This window comes from Acidovorax sp. FJL06, assembly GCF_003852545.1.
GTDB lineage: Bacteria > Pseudomonadota > Gammaproteobacteria > Burkholderiales > Burkholderiaceae_C > Acidovorax.
In genome coordinates, this window is sequence record NZ_QAJR01000025.1 from 91,150 (window position 1) to 111,625 (window position 20,476).

A 20,476-nucleotide genomic window follows, 5' to 3' on the forward strand; every position below is an offset into this window, starting at 1 on the left:
TTTTTTTGACTGCCTCTTCCCATCCTCTTTTCTGGCGCCCGGGGGCGCCCACCCTCCCTGTCCATGGCCCAAGACTCTTTTTCCGAGCTGCTGTCGCTTTACATGCGGCGCATCCGCGCCAGCGCCTCCGGCGTGGCCACCGAAATCGGCCTGAGCCGTGAGGCGGTGAACAACTGGCGCAACGGCCTGTCGGCGCCCAACCCACGCTCGCGCGACAAGCTGGTGGCCTGCACGCGGTATCTGCGCCTGACCGAGACCGAGGCCAACCGCCTGCTCAGCGCGGCCGGCTTGGCGCCCGAGTTCCCGCTCCAGGCCGAATCGGCGGGCGCGGCGCAGCCCTTTGCGGCCTTCCAGGACCGGCTGTTTGCCCAGCTGGCGCAGGCCGTGCCGTACCCCATCTCGCTGCTGTTGTCGCCCGCGCACTGGGGCCAGCCACCGTTCCGGCAAGAGCTGCTGCAGCGCGCCAAGGCACAGTACGGCGAAGGCGCGGTGCTGCACATCCAGCCGCCCTACAGCGTGAGCACCGTGCCGGCCGAATATTTCGCCGCCGTCGGCCGCCAGTGTGGCCTGGGCGATGTGGCTTCGGATTACGAGTTCGAGTCCGCGCTGGAGCGCCGCCTGCAGGCGGGTGAGCGCCTGTTCTGCCTGGTCAGCCGTTTCGAGCAGGGCACACCGCAGCTGCGCGAAACCCTGGCCGGCATCCTGCGCAGCCTGAGCGAAATGCACAGCGGCCGCCTGCACCTGCTGCTGTGCGGCGGCGAGGCGCTGGCCGACCTCAAGTACCGCAGCGGTGATCTTTCGCTGCTCAACATTGCCCAGGTCAACCACTGGCCCGATCCATCGCTGGAAGACCTCACCCCACTGGCCCGCCAGCGCTGGCCCGAGCAGGCCTGGCCGCAGCCGGTGCTGGCGGCCCTGCAGCAGCTGAGCGGCGGCCACCCCGCGCTGTTCGAAGAGGGACTGCAGTGGCTGGTGGACCATGGCGTGGACGAGGCGCAGGCCCGCTCCGCCGCATTGCGCAGCCACCTCGCCAGCAGCCCGCGCCTGTGGCAAACCTTCCTGCCGCTGGCGCAGGCGCCTGCCACCCGCCAGCGCCTGGCGCAGCTGCTGCAGGCCGAAGAGCTGGGCCGTGCGCGCCCCTACCTGCAGGACGACGAGCTGCGCCGTTTGTTCTGGGGCAACCTGGTCCATGCGCGGGGCACGGGCGAGGCCGCGCGGCTGCATTGGCGCAGCCCCACCATCCGCGACGCAGGCCTCATGGTGCTGGACTCATGTTCGCAGACCGTTTGAGCCCGCTGCTGTCCAAGGCCGTGGTCCGCGCGGTGGTGATCGCGGCCCTCACGCTGTTTGTGGGCAGCGCGCTGCTCACGCCCAAGCTCAACCCGGTCACGCGGGGCTCGGTGCTGGGCGCCGAGAACGCGGGCATCGTCTGGGGCGAGTTGGTGCAATGGCGCGTGGCGATGATGCAGGCGCACAACGAGCAGGATGCCTGGCCGCAGGACATCCAGAAGCACGCGCCTCCCATCGGCAACCCCCAGCTGCGCGTGACTTCGCCCAAGCCCTACGTGCTGCAGGCCGACATTGCGCAGAACCCCGAGCTGGGCAAGCTTGCCGGCACGCAGGTGCTGGTGCAGCTCCAGCCTGGCACGACCACCTGGAGCTGCCGGCCCGGGCGCCCGCCCATCCCCGCCGGCTATCTGCCCATCAACTGCCTGGAGGGGCGGGCAGACGACTTCATGCCCCTGCCGCCGTCCGAGCGCGATCCGTTCGAAGGCCTGCGCAGGCTCATCTACTGGTGCGCTGGCATTTTCGTCGCGGGCGCCGTGGTCTGGGTGGCGCGGCATCCCTTGCTGGGGCCTGCGCAGCTACAGCCCGCACGGCTGCGGCGCACGCCCCTGGCGCGGCTGCCCCGGCTGGACCGGCTGCTGGGCTGGACCGGGCGGCGCGAATCCACACTGCTGGCGGCCGACATCCGCCTGGTGGACTGGCGCCGTGCGGTGCTGTGCGCGCAGCCCGGCGCGGCCGATGGTGCTGCGGGCCTGGTGCGTGCGCTGGCCGAGCGGGTCTCGGCCCGCAGCCAGCCCAGCACCGGCTGGGCGTTGCCGGGGCAGGTGTTCGAATGGCAGTTCCCGCCCGACCTGCCCGTGTCGCTGGACCGCTGCCTGGTCTTCGTGCCCACGCCCGGTGTGGACGAGGCCACCGTGCTGCGCCAGCTGCGCGCCGCGCAGACCGGCAGCGACGTGCTGCTGGTGCTGGGGGAACACAGCGTGGACGCCCCCCAGCCGCTGCTGCGGGCCCATGGGGATGACCGCGCCAACCTGCATGTGGTGGTGGACAGCGCCAGCCAGACCGAATGGCTGGTGGGCGGCGAGGCCCTGCAGGTGCTGCTGCGCCTGCTGGCCGCGCAACTGCGCATCACGCGCATCTCGCCGTACCAGACGCGGGGAGGCGTGACGCGCGAAGGCTCGTTCTTCGGCCGCGCGCAGTTGCTGGCCCGCGTGGTCAGCCGCGAACCTGCCAACTACCTGGTGGTGGGCGGGCGCCAGCTGGGAAAGAGCAGCCTGCTCAAGGCCGTGCAGCGGCGCCTGCAGGGCCACCCGCACACCGTGTGCCACTATGTCTCGCTGCGCGACCACCGCCTGGCGCCGCGCATGGCGCTGCAGTTCGGCCTGCCGGCCAACACGCCGCTGGAAGCCATCGTGGACCACCTGCAGGCGCAGTACGAAGGCAAGCGGCTGGTGCTGCTGATCGACGAGGCCGACCTGTTCTTCCGTGACGAATCGGCCCACGGCTACGTCCAGCTCTCCACCCTGCGCGCGCTCAGCGAGGAGGGCCGCTGCTGGTTCATGCTGGCGGGCTTCTGGGACCTGTATGCCACGGCCGTGCTGGACTACCAGAGCCCGCTGCGCAACTTTGGCGAGGTGCTGGCCATCGGCGGGCTGGAGCGCGCCGCCTGCCGCGAACTGGCCACCGAACCGTTGCGCAAGTTGCGCCTGGGTTTTGCGAGTGACACCCTGGTCGAAAAACTCGTGGACGCCAGCGGCCAGCGCGCCAACCTGGTGGCCATCCTGTGCCAGGAATGCCTGGAGGCCCTGCAGCCCGGCGAACGCGCCATCGAGCCGCGGCACCTCGCGCAGGCCCTGGGCTCGCAGGCCGTGCAGGACGCACTGGCCGGCTGGGGCCGCCTGAGCCATGACGACGCCGCCTGCCGGCTGGACCGCATCGTGGTCTACCACACGGCCCAGGCCGGGCACAGCAGCCTGCTGGCCCTGTCCCATCTGCTGCAAAGCCATGGCATCGCGGGCGATGCGCAGGCGCTGCGCCAGTCGCTGGCCCGCCTGCAGCTGGCCTATGTGCTGCGCAAGCACGAGGCCGAATACCGCTTTGCCATCCCGCTGCTGCAGGACCAGTTCGAGCCCGCAGAGGTGGAGCTGCTGCTGCACCAGGAGCTGGCCGTGCTGGCACGCGGTGCAATGAGGATTTGAAGGAAATCAGGCTCCAGCGCCTGTCCATAAAGCGCTGCTAGCTATTGTTTTGATAGTTTGTGCATTGCATTGCATTGACGATGACCAGGCCGCGCATCACGGCCGTTGGGCCATCACCAGCGCATACAGCGCCTGCGCCGCCACCGACAGGCTTTCGTCCCGCCGCCGCACCAGATAGATCTGCCGCGTGAGCCCGGGCAGCGACAGCGGCCGCGTGACCAGGCCCGGCTGCTCGAAGTGGAACAGCGTGAGCGCGGGCACCACGCTGATGCCCAGCCCCGCGCGCACCATGCCCATCACGGTGGCGAGCTGCTCCACCTCCATCGCCGTGTGCATGGCCTGCGGGTGCAGTGCGGCCTCCAGGTACTGCCGCACGCTGCTGGTGCGCGCCAGGTGGATGAAGGGCCAGGCCGCCAGGTCCTGCGCCGTGATGGCCGATTTGCGGCGGCGCGCCAGCGGGTGGCCGGCGGGGCACACCAGGTAGAAGCTGTCGCTGCAGAACGGCTCGGCCTGCAGGGCGGGGGTGTCGGCGCGGATGGCCGCGAGCGCAAAGTCGGCATGGCCGCTGGCCACCCGGTCGATGCAGGGCTCGGACAGCACATCGGCAATGTCGATCTCAATGCCCGGGTGTGCCGCGCGGTACTGCGCCAGCACCCCCGGCAGCCAGCCCGCTGCCAGCGACGGCAGCAGCGCCACGGCCACGCGCCCGCGCTGCAGCGTGGCGGCATCGCGCACGGCCGACAGCGCGCTGCTGATCTCGGCACGGATGCGGCGGGCAGACTCCAGGAAGTTCTGCCCCTCGGGTGTGAGGTCCACATGCCGCGTGCTGCGGTCGAACAGGCGCAGGCCCAGGTCGTCCTCCAATGCGCGGATGAGGGCGCTGAACGCAGGCTGCGACAGGTGGCACAGGCCGGCCGCACGCGTGAAGCTGCGCTGCTCGGCCAGTGCGATGAAGGCATCGAGCTGGCGGCTGGAGAGGTGGGCGGTACTCATGCGGTGGGTCCCGGGCCGGAAAATCGGCTGGGCCAATTAATTTGAATTTCAGATGGATTGATCGTAACAATCGATTTCACAGAATACCGCAGTGTTCCTACAGTCGGGCCCAGGAGACAAGGAATCCATGGTGAACAACGCAAAACTGCTGGTGGGCTGTGCCGCCGGCTTCTCGGGCGACCGCACGGATGCCGCCTTGCCGGTGGTGGAGGCACTCATCGCCAGCGGCCAGCCGGCGGTGCTCATCTTCGAGACCCTGGCCGAGCGCACGCTGGCACTGGCGCAACTGGCGCGCCGCACCGACCCCGATGCGGGCTACGAGCCGCTGCTGGTGGACTTGCTGCGCCCCGTGCTGGCGCTGTGCCTGGCGCACGGTGTGCGCATCGTCAGCAACTTTGGCGCGGCCAACCCGCACGGTGCGGCCCGCCGCATCCACGCCCTGGCGGCCGAGCTGGGCCTCTCCCGCCCGCGCATCGCCGTGCTGCAAGGCGACGACCTGAGCGGCCCCGAACACCGCGCACTGCTGCAGGGCGCGCTGGGCGATGCCATGCCCACCGAGCCCATCGTGAGCGCCAACGCCTACATCGGCGCACAGGCCATTGCCGATGCGCTGCGCGCTGGCGCCGACATCGTGGTCTGTGGCCGCGTGGCCGACCCTTCGCTGGTGCTGGGCCCCGCGCTGGCGCACTACGGTTGGGCCCTGGACGACTGGGACCGCCTGGCCCGCGCCACCATGGCCGGGCATTTGCTCGAATGCGGCGCGCAGGTCACGGGCGGCTACTTCGCGGACCCGGGTTACAAGGACGTGCCCGGCCTGGCCCAGCTGGGCTACCCCATCGCCGAGATCGACGCCGACGGCCACTGCACCATCACCAAGCCCCCCGGCACCGGCGGCTGCATCACCGAACGCACGGTGAAGGAACAACTGCTTTACGAGCTGCACGACCCCGCGGCCTACCTCACGCCCGATGTGGTGGCCGACATCACGCAGGCCCGCGTGCAGGCCGTGGGCACCGACGCCGTGCAGCTCACCGGCGTGCAGGGCCATGCGCGGCCCGCCACGCTCAAGGTCAACGTGTGTTTTGAATCGGGCTGGTTTGCCGAGGGCGAGATCTCCTACGCCGGTGCCCGCGCCGGTGCCCGCGCCCGCCTGGCTGGCGAGGTGCTGCGCGAGCGGCTTGCCGGCCTGGGCCCGCTGCGCATCGACCTGATCGGCGTGACCAGCGTGCTGGGCGACGACGCCAGCCGCTGGCTGGACGCCCCCGCAGGCGATGGCGACGACGCCCGCAACAACGCGCGCGACGTGCGCCTGCGCGTGGCGCTGCAGCACCGCGACCGGGCCACCGCCCAGCGCCTGCTGCGCGAGGTGACGGCGCTCTACACCTGCGGGCCTGCGGGCGGCGGCGGGGTGCGCACTGCCATGCGCCCCCGCCTGGGCACTGTGTCGTGCCTGGTGCCGCGCGATGCCGTGGCCGTGCGCTTCGAAATGGTCGATTGATCGATGAAGGACCTCCGCACCATGACTTCCGCAACCGATTCAGCGATCACTGTTCCGCTTTATCGCCTGGCCCACAGCCGAACGGGCGACAAAGGCAACCGCTCCAACATCAGCGTCATCGCCTGGCACCCCGCGCTGTGGGACGTGCTGGTCGAGCAGGTCACCGAAGCCGCCGTGGCGCGCCAGTTCGCGCTGCGCCAGCCGCGCCAGGTCACGCGCTACTTGCTGCCCCAGCTGCAGGCCATGAACCTCGTGCTGGACGACGTGCTCGACGGCGGCGTGAACGACGCGCTCAACCTCGACAGCCACGGCAAGGCGCTGAGCTACCTGCTGCTGGACCTGCCCGTCGAAGTGCCTGCATCGCTGGCGCCGCACTTGGTGGGCCCTGCGGCCTAGCGCGCCCCGTTTTCAGCTTTCCCTTTTCGCTTTCATACCTATGCACAAGGAGACAAACATGACCCGATCCACTTCGCTGATGAGCCTGGGCCGGCGCCACGCCATGGCCGCTGCCGTACTGGCGCTGGGCGCGCTGCAGGGCGGGGCTGCCCATGCGCAGGCTTACCCGGCCAAGGCCATCACCTTCGTCGTGCCCTTTGCCGCCGGCAGTGCCACTGACCAATTGGCGCGCGCGCTGGGCCAGTCCATCACCACCGATACCAAGCAGCCCGTGGTCATCGACAACAAGGCCGGCGCCAGCGGCATGATCGCGGCCTCGGCCGTGGCCAAGGCGGCGCCCGACGGCTACAGCGTGCTCATCACCACCAACACCACGCACGCCGCCAACGAGCACCTGTACAAGAAGCTCTCGTACGATCCGGTGAAGGACTTTGCGCCCGTGACGGGCCTGGGCAAGGGCGGGCAGGTGCTGGTGGTCAACGCCAGCGCGCCGTACAAGAACGTGGGCGAGCTGCTGGCCTTCGCCAGGAAGAGCCCCGGCAAGCTGAGCTTTGGCAGCGGCAGCTCGTCGAGCCGCATGGCGGGCGAAATGCTCAAGCAGCTCGCGGGCGTGGACATCCTGCACGTTCCCTACAAGAGCAACCCGCTGGCCATCACCGACCTGCTGGGCGGGCAGATCGACCTGATGGTCACCGACACCTCCACGGGCGTCCCCCAGATCAAGGCGGGCAAGCTGCGCGCCCTGGGCTATTCCACGCAAAAGCGCAGCGCGCAGTTGCCCGACGTGCCCACGCTCGACGAAGCGGGCGTGAAGGGCTACGACATGGGCTACTGGTTTGCGGCCTACCTGCCCGCCCACACGCCCGCACCGGTGGTGGCGCGCCTGAACGAGCTGCTGACGGCCGCCACCAAGAGCGCGGCGGCCAAGAGCTTCTTCGAGAACGCAGGCTCCGAGGCCTGGACCACCACCCCCGATGAGCTGGCCAGGTTCCAGGCCGCCGAAACCCAGAAGTGGGGCAAGGTGATCAAGGCCGCCGGCATCGAGGCCGAATAAGCCGAGTAAGCCGCAGGCCCGCACGCCGGGCCGTTTCACCCCCTTCTTTGTGCTTCTCGCGGCCTGCCTTTGTTGGCAGGTCTGGGCGAAGCCTTGCCCGCGCGCAGCGCTATGGACGCCGCCGCTTTTTTTCTCAGAGCCGCTCAAGCGGTCATATCAACCCCCAAGGAGACAACATGAGACCCATTCACGCATTCGGCAAACTCGCGCTGACAGCCGCCGCCACTGCAGCCATCGCTGCCTGCGGGGGCAGCAGCAGCGACGCGCCCAAGGCTCCATCCCTCAAGCTGGCCATCACAGCGACCGAAGCCTTCCCGGGCACCTATGGCGACGTGGGCGAATACGAGCGCGTGACCGGCACCATCAGCGGCGAGGTGGACCCCAAGGACCCCAAGAACGCCGTCATCCAGGACCTGGCGCTGGCACCCACCAACGCCAACGGCATGGTCGAGTACCAGGCCGACTTCGTCATGCTCAAGCCCAAGAACATGGCGAAGGCGAGTGGGGTACTCCGCTACGACGCCCCCAACCGCGGCAACATCCTCACCATGCTCAACCCCACGGCCACGCCCAGCGATGCGGTGTACCTGGAGCGCGGCTACGTGATGCTGTATTCGGCCTGGCAGGGCGATGTGCCCAAGAGCACCGCCGCGCGCCTCACGGTGACCGTGCCCGTGGCCAAGAACAAGGACGGCAGCAGCATCACCGGCCCCTACCGTGCCGAACTGGTGCCCACCGTGGCCAGCCCCGCGATGACGCTGCCCGGCGGCGTGTTCAACGGCACGATGATTCCGTATGAACCCGCGAGCCTGGACAACACCCAGCCCGGCTACTCGCTCACCCGCCGCGCCAACGAGACCGATGCGCGCGTGCCCGTGCCCGCGAGCGACTGGAAATTTGCCACCTGCGACACGGGCACCAACGCCTTCCCTGGCACGGCCAGCGCCACCAGCGTGTGTCTCAAGGGCGGGTTCGACCCGGCCTATCTGTACGAGCTGGTCTATGTCGCCAAAGACCCCAAGGTCATGGGTGTGGGCCTGGCCGCGCTGCGCGACACGGTGAGCTTCTTCCGCAGCAAGGCGGCCGACTCCACCGGCACCCCCAACCCGCTGGCGGGCCGCATCCAGTACACGCTGGGGCAGGGCACCTCGCAGTCGGGCAATGCGATGAAGACCTTCCTGCACCTGGGCTTCAACCAGGCGCTCGATGGTGGCAAGGTGTTCGACGGCATGTACGCCCATGTGGCCGCGCGCCAGACGAACATCAACACCCGCTTTGCCGTGCCGGGCGGCGGCGGGGGCTTGCGCACCGACCACACGGCCTTCGGCCAGACGGCACCGCGCGGGCTGGACAAGGACTACCAGGACGACATCAGCGGCCGCCAGGGCGGCGTGATGAAGCGCTGCGCAGCCACCAGCACCTGCCCCAAGTTCTTCCTGGGCCTGTCGGGCACCGAGTTCTGGCAGCTGCAGGGCTCGCCCGTGCTGACCGATGCCAACGGCACCAAGGACCTGGCGCAGCCTGACAACGCGCGCATCTACTACTACGCCAGCACCCAGCACGGCGGGGCAGGGGGCACGGCCAGCATCGCCTATGCCCCCACGCGCGCCACCTATCCCACGGGCACGGTGGTGCAGTTCAACGACACCTTCCGCGCACTGTTTTTGAACCTGGAAGACTGGGTGGTGCGCGGCACGCAGCCGCCTGCCAGCCAGGTGCCGCGCATCGACAACGGCACGCTGGTGCGGCCCGAGGCGCTGGCCTTCCCGGCCATGAAGGGGCTGACCTGGGCCGTGGGTGGTGTGCAGACGGCCCTCCCCGACTTCAGCTACCGGGGCCTGTACAACAACTTCCCGCTGTTTGACTTTGGCCCGCAGTACATCCCGCAGGACGAAGCCGGCATTGCCACCGTGCTGCCTCCGCGCAACCTGGGCCGCGACTACGCCATCCTGGTGCCGCAGGTCGATGCAAGCACGGGCCTCACCCGCGCCGGCATCCGTAGCGTGGAGGCGCGTGCGCCGCTGGGCACCAGCATCGAGTTCAACTACGTCGCCACGCCCGGCATCACCGACCTGGCCAACCTCACGGGCAGCTTTATCCCCTTCCACAAGACGCGTGCCGCGCGGCTGGCGGCGGGCGATGCGCGGCCGTCGCTGGAAGAGCTGTATGGCACGCAAGACGGTTACGTGGCGGCCGTGACCGAGGCCGCCAACGCGCTGGTGGCGCAGCGCCTGCTGCTGCAGCGCGACGCGGACCTGCAGATTGCGCGGGCCAAGGCGGCTGCGGTGCTGCCGTGAGGTGACGCTTTCACGCCCTCTCTCCTTGCGGGAGGGGCGTGATAGGTCCCACCCCGTTCGGGTATCCGTGGGGATTTAAGAAAAAACACCCCGCAGCGCTTCCCTAGCAAGCGCTAGCAGCTATCAAAATAGTAGCTTTTGCCGCCGCCCTTGCGCGGCTACCAAGGCACACCCTCAAACCGCTGCACCAAAAAATCCAGCAGCGCCCGCACCGCTGGCGACAGGTGCCTGCGCGACGGGTACAGCGCGTAGATCGTCATCACCGGCAAGTCCCACGCAGGCAGCACGGCCTGCAGCTCGCCGCTGTGCAGCAAGGGGTTGACCAGGTAGGTGGGCTGCATCGCAATGCCGCCCCCGGCCAGCGCCGCGCGCATCAGCGTGGTGGCCTCGTTGGCACTGAAATGGCCCGACACGCCCACGCGCTCGGTCTCTGCCTCGCGGGTCAGCGTCCACACGCTTTTGCCAAAGTTGGCATAGCTCAGGCACCGGTGCTGCGCCAGGTCGGCGGGCCGTTGCGGCGTGCCGTGCGCGGCCAGGTAGGCGGGCGATGCCACCAGCACCGAATCGCAGCGCGCCAGCGGCCGGCCGACGAGCAGCGGGTCGGGCTCGGCGCTGATGCGGATGGCCAGGTCGATGCGGCGCTCCACCAGGTTGAGCGAGCCCTCGCTCGCGTCCAGATCAATCTTGAGCTGCGGGTGCTGCGCCAGAAAGTCCGCAATCGCCGCGCCCATCTGCGCAAAGGCAAACGACACGCTGCAGGTGATGCGCAGCTGGCCGCGCAGCGCGCCCTCGGTGGTGCTGGCGGTTTCTTCCTCCAGGTCCTGCGACAGCGCCAGCATCTGCTGGCAGCGGCGCAGGCAGTGCTCGCCCGCGTCGGTCAGCGTCACGCTGCGGGTGGTGCGCTGCAAGAGCCGCGCCTCAAGCCACTGCTCCATCTCGCCCACATAGCGCGTGACCATGGCGCGCGACATATCGAGCTTGTCGGCCGTGGCGCTGAAGCTGCCGCTGGTGGCCACTTCCACAAACACGCGCATGGCGGTCAGGCGGTCCATATTTGATCTATTAATGCAACAAATATGCGCATTTTATTGGGTTTATTGGATCGATTGGTGCAAATAAACTTCATCCCGTCAACGACGAAACCCCCTTCAAACCCTGGAGAAACCACCATGTTCCGCACCACCCTCATCGCCGCCACACTGTCCATCGCCTTCACCGGCGCGCAGGCCGCCCAGCCCCTGCAGGTCAAGGTCTACAACGCCGACGGCAACAGCTTCAACGTGAACTCCACGCTGGTTTACGGCGAGAAGGAGGCCATGGTCATTGACGCCGGCTTCACCCGCGCCGACGCATTGCGCATCGCCGCCAACGTGCTCGACACCGGCAAGGAGCTCAAAACCATCTACGTGAGCCAGGCCGACCCCGACTACTACTTTGGCGTGGAAACCCTGAAGGAAATCTTCCCCAAGGCCGACGTGGTGACCACGCCCGCCGTGCTGGAGAAGATCAACGCCAAGCTGGCCACCAAGCTCTCGTTCTGGGGCCCCAAGATGGGCGCCAACGCGCCGCGCACGCCCGTGCTGCCCAAGGCCATTGCCGGCAACACGCTGAGCGTGGACGGCCAGGCGGTCGAGATCCGTGGCACCACCGGTGTGCTGGCGCACCGCCCGTATGCGTGGATTCCGTCCATCAAGGCCGTGGTCGGCACCATCGGCGTGTTCGGCACCAACACCCATGTGTGGACGGCCGACACGCAAACCGTGGCCGAGCGCAGCGCCTGGGTGGCCCAGCTTGACGAGATGGCCGCGCTGCAGCCCACCGTGGTTGTGCCCGGCCACATGCCCGCCGGTGGCGCGCTGGATGCCGCCAACATCAGCTACACCAAGGGCTACCTGCAAGCCTTCGAGAAGAACGCTGCCGCCACCAAGACCAGTGCCGAACTCATCGACGCGATGAAGAAGGCCTACCCTGCAGCGCCCATGGGCCTGTCGCTGGACATCGGCGCCAAGGTCAACAAGGGTGAGATGAAGTGGTGAGGGCCGTCAAAGCAAGTTGTTGAAAGGAACCAGATCGTGACCACGCACCCGCTCCAGCAAGTCCTGCAGCACCTGCACGCCGGGCGCTGGAACGCGGCGCACGATCTGGTGCAGCACGACGGCTCGATGCTCGGCGCGTGGCTGCACGGCATCCTGCACCTGCAGGAAGGCGACCTCGAAGATGCCGAGAACTGGTACGACCGCGCCGCCCGCCACTTCCGCAGCCGAGGCACGCTGGCCGAAGAGATTGCTGCGTTCGAGGTCGCACTGGCCGCATCCTCCCCACCTGACTTTGAAGAAAGATCCTGACCCATGCCCGCCATGCCCACCACCACGGTGACCTACCTGTTCGACCCCTTGTGCGGCTGGTGCTATGCCGCCGCGCCCGCTTTACAGTACCTGCAGGGCCAGGACGGAGTGCAGGTTGCGCTGGCGCCTACCGGCCTGTTTGCAGGCGCGGGCGCTCGGCCCATGGACGCGCAGTTTGGCGCCTATGCCTGGGCCAACGACCAGCGCATCCAGCAGCTCACGGGTCAGCCGTTCACGCAGACCTACCGTGACCAGATCCTGGGCGCGGCCAACGGTCGATTTGATTCCGGCCCTGCCACGCTGGCGCTGACGGCGGTGGCGCAGACTGCGCCCGATCGCGAGCTGGAGGTTCTGCATGCCCTGCAGCACGCGCGTTACGTGGACGGCCGCGACAACACCGACCCGGCCGTGATCGCGGAGGTGCTGCACACCCTGGGCCTGGCCGATGCCGCCACCCTCACGCTGGCACCCGATGCTGCGCTGCGCAGCCGCATGGCCGAGCATGTGGCCCACGCCCAGGCCACGATGCGTGCCGTGGGGGCACGCGGTGTGCCGCAGCTGGTGGTGGCGGGGCCGGGCGGGGCGCTGCGCTTGCTGGGCGGCGATGCGCTGCTGGGGCCGAGAGAAAGCTTGCTGTCGCAGGTTCTGGTGGGTTGAGGCGTCGCTCCTCAAACCGTTCGGGTTGAGTCCGTCGAAGCCAGGGCACGCGGATGGAAAGCCCTGCGACGGGCTCAGGGCGAATGGAGCAAGGGCCTGCCACCCCACTCACCGCGACAGCGTCCGCACCATCTGCTCATACATCGCATCCACCGCCGGTGAGCGCTGCGACACCTTGCTGCGCAGCACCGCCACGTGCATCGCATCGAGCGGAGGCAGGTCAAACTCGGCTGGGAGGTTCTGCAAAATCTGCAGATGGGGCGGCACGCTGCAGCGCGTGAGCACGGCCACGGCCAGGCCGCTTTCCACGGCGGCCAGTTGGCCCGCCAGGCTGGAGCTGTGGTACACGATGCGGTAGGCCCGGCGCCGCGCCGCCAGCGCCGACAAGGTGGCCTGCCGCGCCATGCTGGCCGATTCATACACCGCAATGGGCAGCGGGTCGCGCCGCCACACCTCGTACTGAGCGGCGCCCACCCACACCAGTGGCTCGTCGAACAAGAAATGCCCGCGCTGCGGCTTGTCGCGCGATACCAGCGCCAGGTCCAGTTCGCCCTTCACCACGCGGGGGATGAGTGCGGTGGACTGCTCGCAGGTCAGTTCAATCTCCACGCCCTGGTAGCGGTGCGCAAAGCTGCGCAGCACGGGCGTGAGGTAGGCGCTGGCGTAGTCGTCCGGCACGCCCAGCCGCACCCGGCCCGCCAGTTGGGGGCCGAACAGCGCGGCCTGTGCCTCGGCCTGCAGGTCGAGCACGCGGCGCGCGTAGGACAGCAGCTCTGCGCCCGCAGGCGTCACCTCCAGATGGCGCGGACCGCGCAGCAGCACCGGGCGGCCCAGCGCGGTCTCCAGCTTCTTGATCTGCATGCTCACCGCCGACTGCGAGCGGTGCACCAGCGGCGCCGCGCCCGAGAGCGAGCCCGCATCTACCACGGCCACCAAGGCGCGCAGCCAGTCGATCTGGAAGTCCGGGTAGTTCATGCAGGCAGGCGTTGTACGACGTATTCGGTTATCGGATGATAAACGTTCGAACTATGCGCTTTACTCGATGGCTTGGATCTTCGACCATTGCCGCCATGAGCCAGCCCACCAGCGCCGCCGCGTCCTCCCCCCTTGTCACTCAGCCCCTGCACAACCCCGCCCGCGAGCGGGACGGTCAGTGGCTGCTCATTGCCGGTGGCGTGCTGCTGGGCACCATCGGCGTGTTTGTGGAAGAGGCGGGCCAGCACCCGCTCGTCACCGTGTGGTTCCGCTGCGCGTTTGGTGCCCTGGCGCTGCTGGCCTGGTGCCTGGCCACGGGGCGCGGGCGACAACTTCTGCTGCATGGCCGCGCTCGCTGGGTGGCCTGTGCCACCGGCGTGCTCATGGTGATGAACTGGGCACTGTTCTTTGCGGCCATCCCGCGCACGTCGATCGCCGTGGCCACGGTGATCTTCCACATCCAGCCCATCTGGGTCATCGTGTGCGGTGCGCTCTTCCTGCGCGAGGCCGTCGCGCCCGCGCAGTGGCTGGCCACCTTGGCCGCGCTGGGCGGCCTGGTGCTGACCACCGGCCTGCTGGATGGCACGGCCATCGCAGCATCCGCCCACACCGGCGGAGGCTATCTGGCTGGCGTGCTGATGTGTCTGGGCGGTTCGCTGTGTTACGCGGGGGTCACACTGCTGGCCAATACGCAGAAAGCCATCAGCCCCTTTGCGATGGCGCTGTGGCAGTGCCTGGTGGGTGCCGTGGCTCTGGCCTGGGCCCCCTTTGTGCTGGGCTGGCCACAGCAGGGGGCCGCCTGGGCGTGGTTGCTGGGCCTGGGCGTGCTGCACACGGGCCTGGCCTATGTGGTGCTGTTTGCCGGCATGGCACGCCTGGCGCTCGGGCGCATTGCGGTGCTGCAGTTCGTCTACCCGCTCACGGCGGTGCTGGTGGACTGGGCAGTGTATGGCCGCACGCTGAGCCCGGTGCAACTGGGGGGCGTGGTGCTGATGGCGGCGGCGCTGTGGGGCATTCGGCGGCCGGGGCGGGCGGTGGCCGGCACCGAGGGACGGGGGGGTTAGCGCAGGCCGACCGTCTGTGGCACGAACACCACCGTCCGCTGCGTGCATTCGGCCTCGCCCGGCGGCTGCCACAGGTCGCTGGCCAACTCAAAGATGTGGGGCGGCACGGCCATCGAGTAGGTCTCTCCCCGCTCTGCATTGCGCTGGCTGACACGGGCGCGGCGCACATCGCGGGGGGCGTCCAGTACATACAGCACCATGGCGCCTGCCCACGGCCCCATGCGCGCATAGAAGGCATCGCGCTGGTGCTGCTGGATCAGGCCCACCTCCAGCACCACATCCGCCCCCGTGCTCAGCACCGCCTCGGCGGTCTTCCATATCTGTTCCAGGCAGCGCAGCGTGCGGGCCACATACCAGGCCATCACATCGGCATCGGGTCGGTCGGGGGAGAACAGGGTGGCCATCCAGTCATCCAGGTTCAGCGGCACGGCATGGTGCTGCTGCACCAGCTGGCGGACATGGGTGGACTTGCCCGCCCCCACCGGGCCTATGACCAGGTGAATGCGGGGTGTGCTGGCTGCAGCGGCGTCGGGGCCTGCGTGTGAGGTGGTGGTGTGCACGGGAAAGGGCTCCAGAAATGCAAAAAGCCCTCTCTGCAAGCAGGGAGAGCTTTCAATGCGAGGGACGAAAAAAAGCCCTCGACCGGGGGGAGGGCTGTGCGCATCGCATCCGATCTCCAAGATCGGATGCGATAGAGACAGTGTAGGTGGTGGGCGCGGGCGGCGTCAACCTGCCGTCCCATTGTGTGGGGGCTGCGGCGCCCCTGGCACTCAGGCGTTGGCCAACTGGAACCGCTGGTCGAAATTCATCTTGCCCAGCAAGCTCAGTGCGGCGGCACGGGTGGTGGTGTCGACCTTGCTGATGTCCAGGCTGTAGCGCTTGGCGGTGGACACCACGTCCACGCTTTTGGCACCCCACTGCACGGCCACCAGCAGGGCGGGGCGCTGGCCGGCCTCGGCGCCTACCGATACGCCGCGCTGCTCGGGCCGCAGCATGAACTCCAGCCGGGGGGTGCGCACCAGCGTGAGGCGGTGGGCGCCCCGGGGGCCGAGGGCAAAGGAGACGACCCAGTCATCTTCGTCTTCTACCGTCAGAAACGGGACATGCTGGGGTGCGGCCATGGATGGGGCGTAAGGGGTTGCGGTGCGGATGGGCGGGGGCCGCCCTGTTGCGGGCCCGGGAGCCGGGCGGCCGTCAGTATGCCGGGGCATGTGCCGTGCCCATGTGGGGAGAACCCGAGGTTGGGCGCATCCAACGGTGCCTGGGGCCTGTCAGTGTGGTGCAAGCTGGTGCTGTTGGGTGGGGCTTTTTCTTGTGCCTTGAACCCCCTGCGGCGCTGATCCATCAAACGCTGGGTGCTTCATTTTTTTTGGCATCTGATGCGGCGGTGCCTGGGGCTGCAAGCGCCGTGGCCAGTGCTCCTACCGTTGTCAGGGCGGCTTCAAAACGGGTTTGCGCCGGGTGCCCGTAGTTGATGCGCACGCAGTTCGCAAAGTGGCGGTCGGCCGAAAAGATCTGTCCTGGCGCCAGGCTGATGCCGCGCTGCAGCGCTTGGTGGTGCAGTTGCAGCGCATCGACTCGCGCGGGCAGCTCCACCCACAGGAAGTACCCGCCCTCGGGCTGCGAGACGCGCGTGCCCGGTGGGAAGTGCCGGGCCACCGCCGCCAGTGCCATCGCCTGCTGCTGGGCCAGGCTGCGGCGCAGCTGGCGCAGGTGCCGGTCGTAGCCGCCCTGGGCCAGGTACTCCGACAGCGCCTGCTGCGAGGGCGTGGCGGCCGAGAGCGTGGTCATGAGCTTGAGCCGCTGCACCGCCGTGGCAAAGCGGCCCGCCGCCACCCAGCCCACGCGGTAGCCAGGCGCCAGGCTTTTGCTGAACGAGCTGCAGTGCATCACCAGGCCTTCGCTGTCGAAGGCCTTGGCCGGGGGCGGGCGCTGCGGCGCAAAGTGCAGCTCGCCATACACGTCGTCTTCGATCAACGGCACCTGGTGGCGCGCGAGCAGGGCCACCAGTGCGCGCTTGTGGTGCTCGGGCATCAGGCTGCCCAGCGGGTTCTGGAAGCTGGGCATCAGCCAGCAGGCCTTGATGGGCTGGTGGGGGGGCTGGCGCCGGAGCGCCTCGGCCAGGGCGTTCAGGTCAATGCCGTCGCGCGGGTGCGTGGCGATTTCCAGCACCTGCAGGTTCAGCCGTTCCAGCGCCTGCAGCGCGGCATAGAAGGTGGGCGACTCGACCACCACCACGTCGCCGGGCCGGGTGACGGCCTCCAGGCAGAGGTTGAGCGCCTCCATCGCGCCGTTGGTGATGACGATCTCCTGCACGTCGACCGCGCTGCCGTGCAGGCCGTAGCGCAGCGCGATCTGCTGGCGCAGGCGCTCGTCGCCGGGCGGCAGGCTCTGCACGATGTTCCAGGGGTCGAGCTTGCGCATGCCGGTGGCCAGGCAGCGCGCCAACGGCTCCAGCGGGAACAGCTCCAGCCCCGGAAAGGCCGAGCCCAGCGGCACCAGGTCGCGTTCGCGCGCCAGGCCCAGCACCTCGAACACCAGCCCGCTCACCGCCACGCCGGTGGAGGTGGGCGCGGGCTGCGAGGGCTGGGGCTCGGCCGGACGGGGCCCGGCGGCGGCAGGCAGCCGGGCGCTCACGTAGTAGCCCGAGCGCGGCCGCGCATGGATGAGCCCCTGGGCCTCCAGCAGGTAATACGCTTCGAACACGGTGGAGGGGCTGATGCCGCGCGTGCGGCTGGCTTCGCGCACCGAGGGGATGCGGTCGCCCGGGCGCAGGGCGCCGCTGTGGATGAGCTGGGCCATCGCATCGGCGTGGCGCTCGTAGCGTTTCATAAAAATAGGGAGGCGTAAAAACCGGTTTTCGGCCTTGATGCAGGGCAAACTGATCTGTATTTTTAACTTGAAACTGAATCTGTACTGTTTTTGGGGGCAGGCTTAGAGTCGGCAAGGCCTTCTATTCCCATCACAGTTCCACCCCCCCCCCCATGATCGATCGCCCGCACCGCTTGCTGCGCTCTGTTTTCCGCCGGACTGCCCTGGCCGTGCTGTTGTGGGCCGGCGCCAGCGGCGCCACGTTCGCGGCGCCGCCCGGGGCTTTGCCCGCTCCCGGCCATCCGCCGGTGGCGGCCCCGGGCTCCACGACCGCCTCTGCGGCCGCCTCCCCGGCCGCCAACGCCATGGCCTCGCGCGTGCTGGCCTGCACCGCCTGCCACGGCAAGGAAGGCCGGGCCACGCAGGAAGGCTATTTCCCGCGCATCGCCGGCAAACCGGCGGGCTACCTGGCCAATCAGCTGCTCAACTTCCGCGATGGCCGGCGCAGCTACCCGCAAATGGGCACCCTCATCGAGCACCTCACGGACGACTACCTGCGCGAGATGGCCGCGCATTTCGCCGCGCTGGACCTGCCCTACCCGCCGCCGCCCGCCCCGCAGGCCTCGCAGGCCTCGCCCGCCACGCTGGAGCGCGGCCGGGTGCTGGTGCAGCAGGGCGACGCGGCGCGCCGCATCCCGGCTTGCGTGGCCTGCCACGGCAGCGCCATGATGGGCGTCGTGCCCTCGATTCCGGGCCTGCTGGGCCTGCCGCGCGACTATCTCAACAGCCAGCTGGGCGCCTGGAAGACCGGCCAGCGCCGCGCGCATGCGCCCGACTGCATGGCCGACATCGCCCGGCAGCTCACGCCCGACGACGTGAGCGCCGTGTCCGCATGGCTGGCCGCCCAGCCCGTGGCGGGCGGCGGCAAACCCGCCACCACGCTGCCGGCGGCCATGCCGGCACGCTGCGGCGGCGTGGCCGAGGTGCCGGTGGCTGCTGCGGCGGCGGCACGCTGAGAAGAGACGCCCAGCCCATGAAACGTATCCTCTGGACCCTTTCCTCCGTGTTGGCCGCTTTCGGCATCGCGGCCGCCGCACTGGTCACCCTGAACCTGCGCGGCGAAGAGCCTTTGCCCGCCAGCGAGACGCTGCAGAGCACGCCCGCGCTGGTGGCACGCGGCGAATACCTGGCCCGCGTGGGCAACTGCATGGCCTGCCATACCACGCAGGGCGGCACGCCGTTTGCGGGTGGGCGTGGCATCGAGACGCCGTTTGGCGTGGTGCACAGCCCCAACCTCACGCCCGACCAGGGCCACGGCATCGGCCGCTGGACGTCCGCCGAGTTCTGGCGCGCCATGCACCATGGCCGCAGCCAGGACGGGCGGCTGCTCTACCCCGCCTTTCCGTACCCCAACTACACCCAGGTCACGCGCGCGGACTCGGACGCGATCTTTGCCTACCTGCAGAGCCTTCCCGCTGCGGCCGACGCCAACCGCACGCATGCGCTGCGTTTTCCGTTCAACACGCAGGCCGCCGTGGCCGTGTGGCGGGCGCTGTTCTTTGTGCCCGGCGAGCCGGTGGCCGAGCCTGCACAGACGGCCGAGTACAACCGGGGCGCCTACCTGGTCAACGGCCTGGGCCACTGCACGGCTTGCCACACGCCGCGCAACGCGCTGGGCGCCACCACGGACTCCAAGGCCTTCACGGGCGGGCTGATCCCGGTGCAGAACTGGTATGCGCCCGCGCTCAATGCGGCCCACGAGGCGGGCGTCAAGCAATGGTCCACCGAAGACGTGATGGCGCTGCTGCAAACCGGCATCGCGCCCCATGGCTCGGTGCTGGGGCCCATGGCCGAGGTGGTGTTCCGCAGCACGCAGTACCTGAGCGACGCCGATGCGCACGCCATGGCGGTGTACCTGCAGGCGCTACCGCAGCAGCCCGATCGCCCCGCGCCCGGGGCACGGCCCCCACCGCCCGCGGCGGCCATGGCGCGCGGCGGCAAGGTGTATGAACAGCAGTGTGCGCAATGCCACGGCGACCAGGGGCGGGGCGAGTTTGGCGCCTTTCCTGCGCTGGCCGGCAACCGCGCCGTGCTGCTGGCCGATCCGACCAACGTGGTGCGGGTGATATTGCAGGGCGGCTACCTGCCGGCCACGGCGGGCAACCCGCGCCCGCATGGCATGCCGCCGTTCCAGCACCTGTTGTCGGACGACGATGTGGCGGCCGTGGCCACCTACGTGCGCAACAGCTGGGGCAACCAGGCGCCCGGTGTGGGTACCATCGAGGTTTATCGCGCCCGCGAACGGCGCGGTTTGTAGCGGCGAGGTGGTGTGGTGGCGGTGTGTGCCGGCAGCAGCGCCCGCCGCGCGCAAACAGCCCAGACCACCCAGGAGCCCCGTTGATGCAAAGCCCGACCGCGTTGCCAGAACCCACCCCGTCAAGCCCTGCGGCCCCCGCGCCCGGCGGCTGGTGGGCCGTGTGCCTGTGCGCAGGCTGGTGCGGCACCTGCAGCGTGTACCGCCCCCTGTTCGACGAGCTGGCCCGCGCGCATCCAGATGTGCGTTTTGAATGGGTGGACATCGAGGACGAATCCGATCTGGCGGGCGACCTGGACGTGGAAACCTTCCCCACGCTGCTGATTGCCGACGGCGAGCGTGCGCTGTTCTTGGGCCCGCTGCTGCCCCAGGCGCCGGTGCTGGCGCGGCTGTTGGCCAGCCTGCAGGCGGCCACCGCCGGCAGCGGTGCCGGGGCAGGGCAGGAGGCCCAGGGCGTGTTCGAGCGTGTGCGCGCCGCCCGCAGCCGCTGAGGCGCCAGGTACTGTGATCGCTCACTTTTTGATAGCTTTTTGCGCTTGGTGGTCGAGCGCAAGGGGCATTTTTCTTTGAATTTTGTGTCTTCCTCC

At 69.1% G+C, this 20,476-nt stretch carries 19 protein-coding genes; 13 read left to right on the plus strand and 6 right to left on the minus strand.

From position 1 onward, the window contains the following. Positions 1–63 precede the first annotated feature (63 nt). Both DBV10_RS14755 and DBV10_RS14760 read left to right on the plus strand, forming a co-directional pair. Complete coding sequence (locus tag DBV10_RS14755) at positions 64–1,290, plus strand: hypothetical protein (RefSeq protein ID WP_124514369.1); 1,227 nt, start codon at positions 64–66, stop codon at positions 1,288–1,290. Continuing rightward, the gene (locus tag DBV10_RS14760; RefSeq protein WP_124514370.1) at positions 1,272–3,485 is read left to right on the plus strand and encodes an ATP-binding protein; all 2,214 of its coding nucleotides are present in this window, start codon (positions 1,272–1,274) and stop codon (positions 3,483–3,485) included. Before DBV10_RS14755 ends, DBV10_RS14760 begins: the two co-directional genes overlap by 19 nt. Positions 3,486–3,581: 96 nt before the next feature. On the opposite strand, the gene DBV10_RS14765 is transcribed toward DBV10_RS14760, so the two are convergent. Then, a complete protein-coding gene (locus DBV10_RS14765) occupies positions 3,582–4,478 on the minus strand; it encodes a LysR family transcriptional regulator (protein ID WP_124514371.1) in 897 nt (298 codons plus the stop codon). Between the two features lie 127 nt (positions 4,479–4,605). Here DBV10_RS14765 and DBV10_RS14770 point away from each other — a divergent pair, with 127 nt between their 5' ends. The 4 genes from DBV10_RS14770 to DBV10_RS14785 all read left to right on the plus strand — a co-directional run bounded on the left by DBV10_RS14770 (position 4,606) and on the right by DBV10_RS14785 (position 9,723). After that, positions 4,606–5,976 carry an acyclic terpene utilization AtuA family protein gene (locus DBV10_RS14770; RefSeq protein ID WP_124514372.1) on the plus strand — a complete coding sequence of 457 codons (1,371 nt, stop codon included), beginning with the start codon at positions 4,606–4,608 and terminating at the stop codon, positions 5,974–5,976. A gap of 21 nt (positions 5,977–5,997) precedes the next feature. After that, positions 5,998–6,372, plus strand: coding sequence for a hypothetical protein (locus tag DBV10_RS14775; protein ID WP_124514373.1), 375 nt, complete (start codon positions 5,998–6,000; stop codon positions 6,370–6,372). Between the two features lie 58 nt (positions 6,373–6,430). Continuing rightward, entirely contained in the window at positions 6,431–7,426 is a 996-nt protein-coding gene (locus DBV10_RS14780) for a Bug family tripartite tricarboxylate transporter substrate binding protein (RefSeq protein ID WP_370451177.1), read from the plus strand. Between the two features lie 176 nt (positions 7,427–7,602). Next, positions 7,603–9,723 (plus strand): alpha/beta hydrolase domain-containing protein, encoded by a 2,121-nt coding sequence (locus tag DBV10_RS14785; protein ID WP_124514374.1) that lies wholly within the window; start codon positions 7,603–7,605, stop codon positions 9,721–9,723. Between the two features lie 158 nt (positions 9,724–9,881). Here the strand turns inward: DBV10_RS14785 and DBV10_RS14790 are convergent, their stop codons facing one another. Next, positions 9,882–10,775, minus strand: coding sequence for a LysR family transcriptional regulator (locus DBV10_RS14790; protein ID WP_124514375.1), 894 nt, complete (start codon positions 10,773–10,775; stop codon positions 9,882–9,884). Positions 10,776–10,892: 117 nt separating this feature from the next. On the opposite strand from DBV10_RS14790, the gene DBV10_RS14795 reads away from it, so the two are divergent. Genes DBV10_RS14795 through DBV10_RS14805 form a run of 3 tightly spaced genes read left to right on the plus strand, consistent with a single transcriptional unit; the run spans position 10,893 to position 12,725 of the window. Further along, entirely contained in the window at positions 10,893–11,759 is an 867-nt protein-coding gene (locus DBV10_RS14795) for an MBL fold metallo-hydrolase (RefSeq protein WP_124514376.1), read from the plus strand. Between the two features lie 36 nt (positions 11,760–11,795). After that, on the plus strand, positions 11,796–12,068 hold the full coding sequence (locus DBV10_RS14800) for a hypothetical protein (RefSeq protein ID WP_233589933.1): 273 nt from the start codon (positions 11,796–11,798) through the stop codon (positions 12,066–12,068). Between the two features lie 3 nt (positions 12,069–12,071). Then, entirely contained in the window at positions 12,072–12,725 is a 654-nt protein-coding gene (locus tag DBV10_RS14805) for a DsbA family protein (protein WP_124514378.1), read from the plus strand. Between the two features lie 108 nt (positions 12,726–12,833). Here DBV10_RS14805 and DBV10_RS14810 read toward each other — a convergent pair whose 3' ends face one another. Beyond that, positions 12,834–13,700, minus strand: coding sequence for a LysR family transcriptional regulator (locus DBV10_RS14810; RefSeq protein ID WP_124514379.1), 867 nt, complete (start codon positions 13,698–13,700; stop codon positions 12,834–12,836). 95 nt (positions 13,701–13,795) lie between these two features. On the opposite strand from DBV10_RS14810, the gene DBV10_RS14815 reads away from it, so the two are divergent. Further along, complete coding sequence (locus DBV10_RS14815) at positions 13,796–14,764, plus strand: DMT family transporter (RefSeq protein ID WP_124514380.1); 969 nt, start codon at positions 13,796–13,798, stop codon at positions 14,762–14,764. Here the strand turns inward: DBV10_RS14815 and DBV10_RS14820 are convergent. The 3 genes from DBV10_RS14820 to DBV10_RS14830 form a co-directional block, all read right to left on the minus strand. Then, positions 14,761–15,324 carry an ATP-binding protein gene (locus tag DBV10_RS14820; RefSeq protein ID WP_233589934.1) on the minus strand — a complete coding sequence of 188 codons (564 nt, stop codon included), beginning with the start codon at positions 15,322–15,324 and terminating at the stop codon, positions 14,761–14,763. The two genes, DBV10_RS14815 and DBV10_RS14820, sit on opposite strands and share 4 nt — an antisense overlap. Before the next feature lie 210 nt (positions 15,325–15,534). Next, positions 15,535–15,885 (minus strand): hypothetical protein, encoded by a 351-nt coding sequence (locus DBV10_RS14825; RefSeq protein ID WP_124514382.1) that lies wholly within the window; start codon positions 15,883–15,885, stop codon positions 15,535–15,537. A 223-nt stretch (positions 15,886–16,108) separates the two neighbouring features. Then, a complete protein-coding gene (locus DBV10_RS14830; RefSeq protein ID WP_124514383.1) occupies positions 16,109–17,596 on the minus strand; it encodes a PLP-dependent aminotransferase family protein in 1,488 nt (495 codons plus the stop codon). Between the two features lie 152 nt (positions 17,597–17,748). Between DBV10_RS14830 and DBV10_RS14835 the strand changes: the two genes are divergently transcribed. The 3 genes from DBV10_RS14835 to DBV10_RS14845 all read left to right on the plus strand — a co-directional run bounded on the left by DBV10_RS14835 (position 17,749) and on the right by DBV10_RS14845 (position 20,380). Next, positions 17,749–18,591 carry a c-type cytochrome gene (locus DBV10_RS14835; RefSeq protein ID WP_124514384.1) on the plus strand — a complete coding sequence of 281 codons (843 nt, stop codon included), beginning with the start codon at positions 17,749–17,751 and terminating at the stop codon, positions 18,589–18,591. A gap of 17 nt (positions 18,592–18,608) precedes the next feature. After that, complete coding sequence (locus DBV10_RS14840; RefSeq protein WP_124514385.1) at positions 18,609–19,892, plus strand: cytochrome c; 1,284 nt, start codon at positions 18,609–18,611, stop codon at positions 19,890–19,892. An 83-nt stretch (positions 19,893–19,975) separates the two neighbouring features. Beyond that, positions 19,976–20,380 carry a thioredoxin family protein gene (locus DBV10_RS14845; RefSeq protein ID WP_124514386.1) on the plus strand — a complete coding sequence of 135 codons (405 nt, stop codon included), beginning with the start codon at positions 19,976–19,978 and terminating at the stop codon, positions 20,378–20,380. Positions 20,381–20,476: the final 96 nt, after the last annotated feature.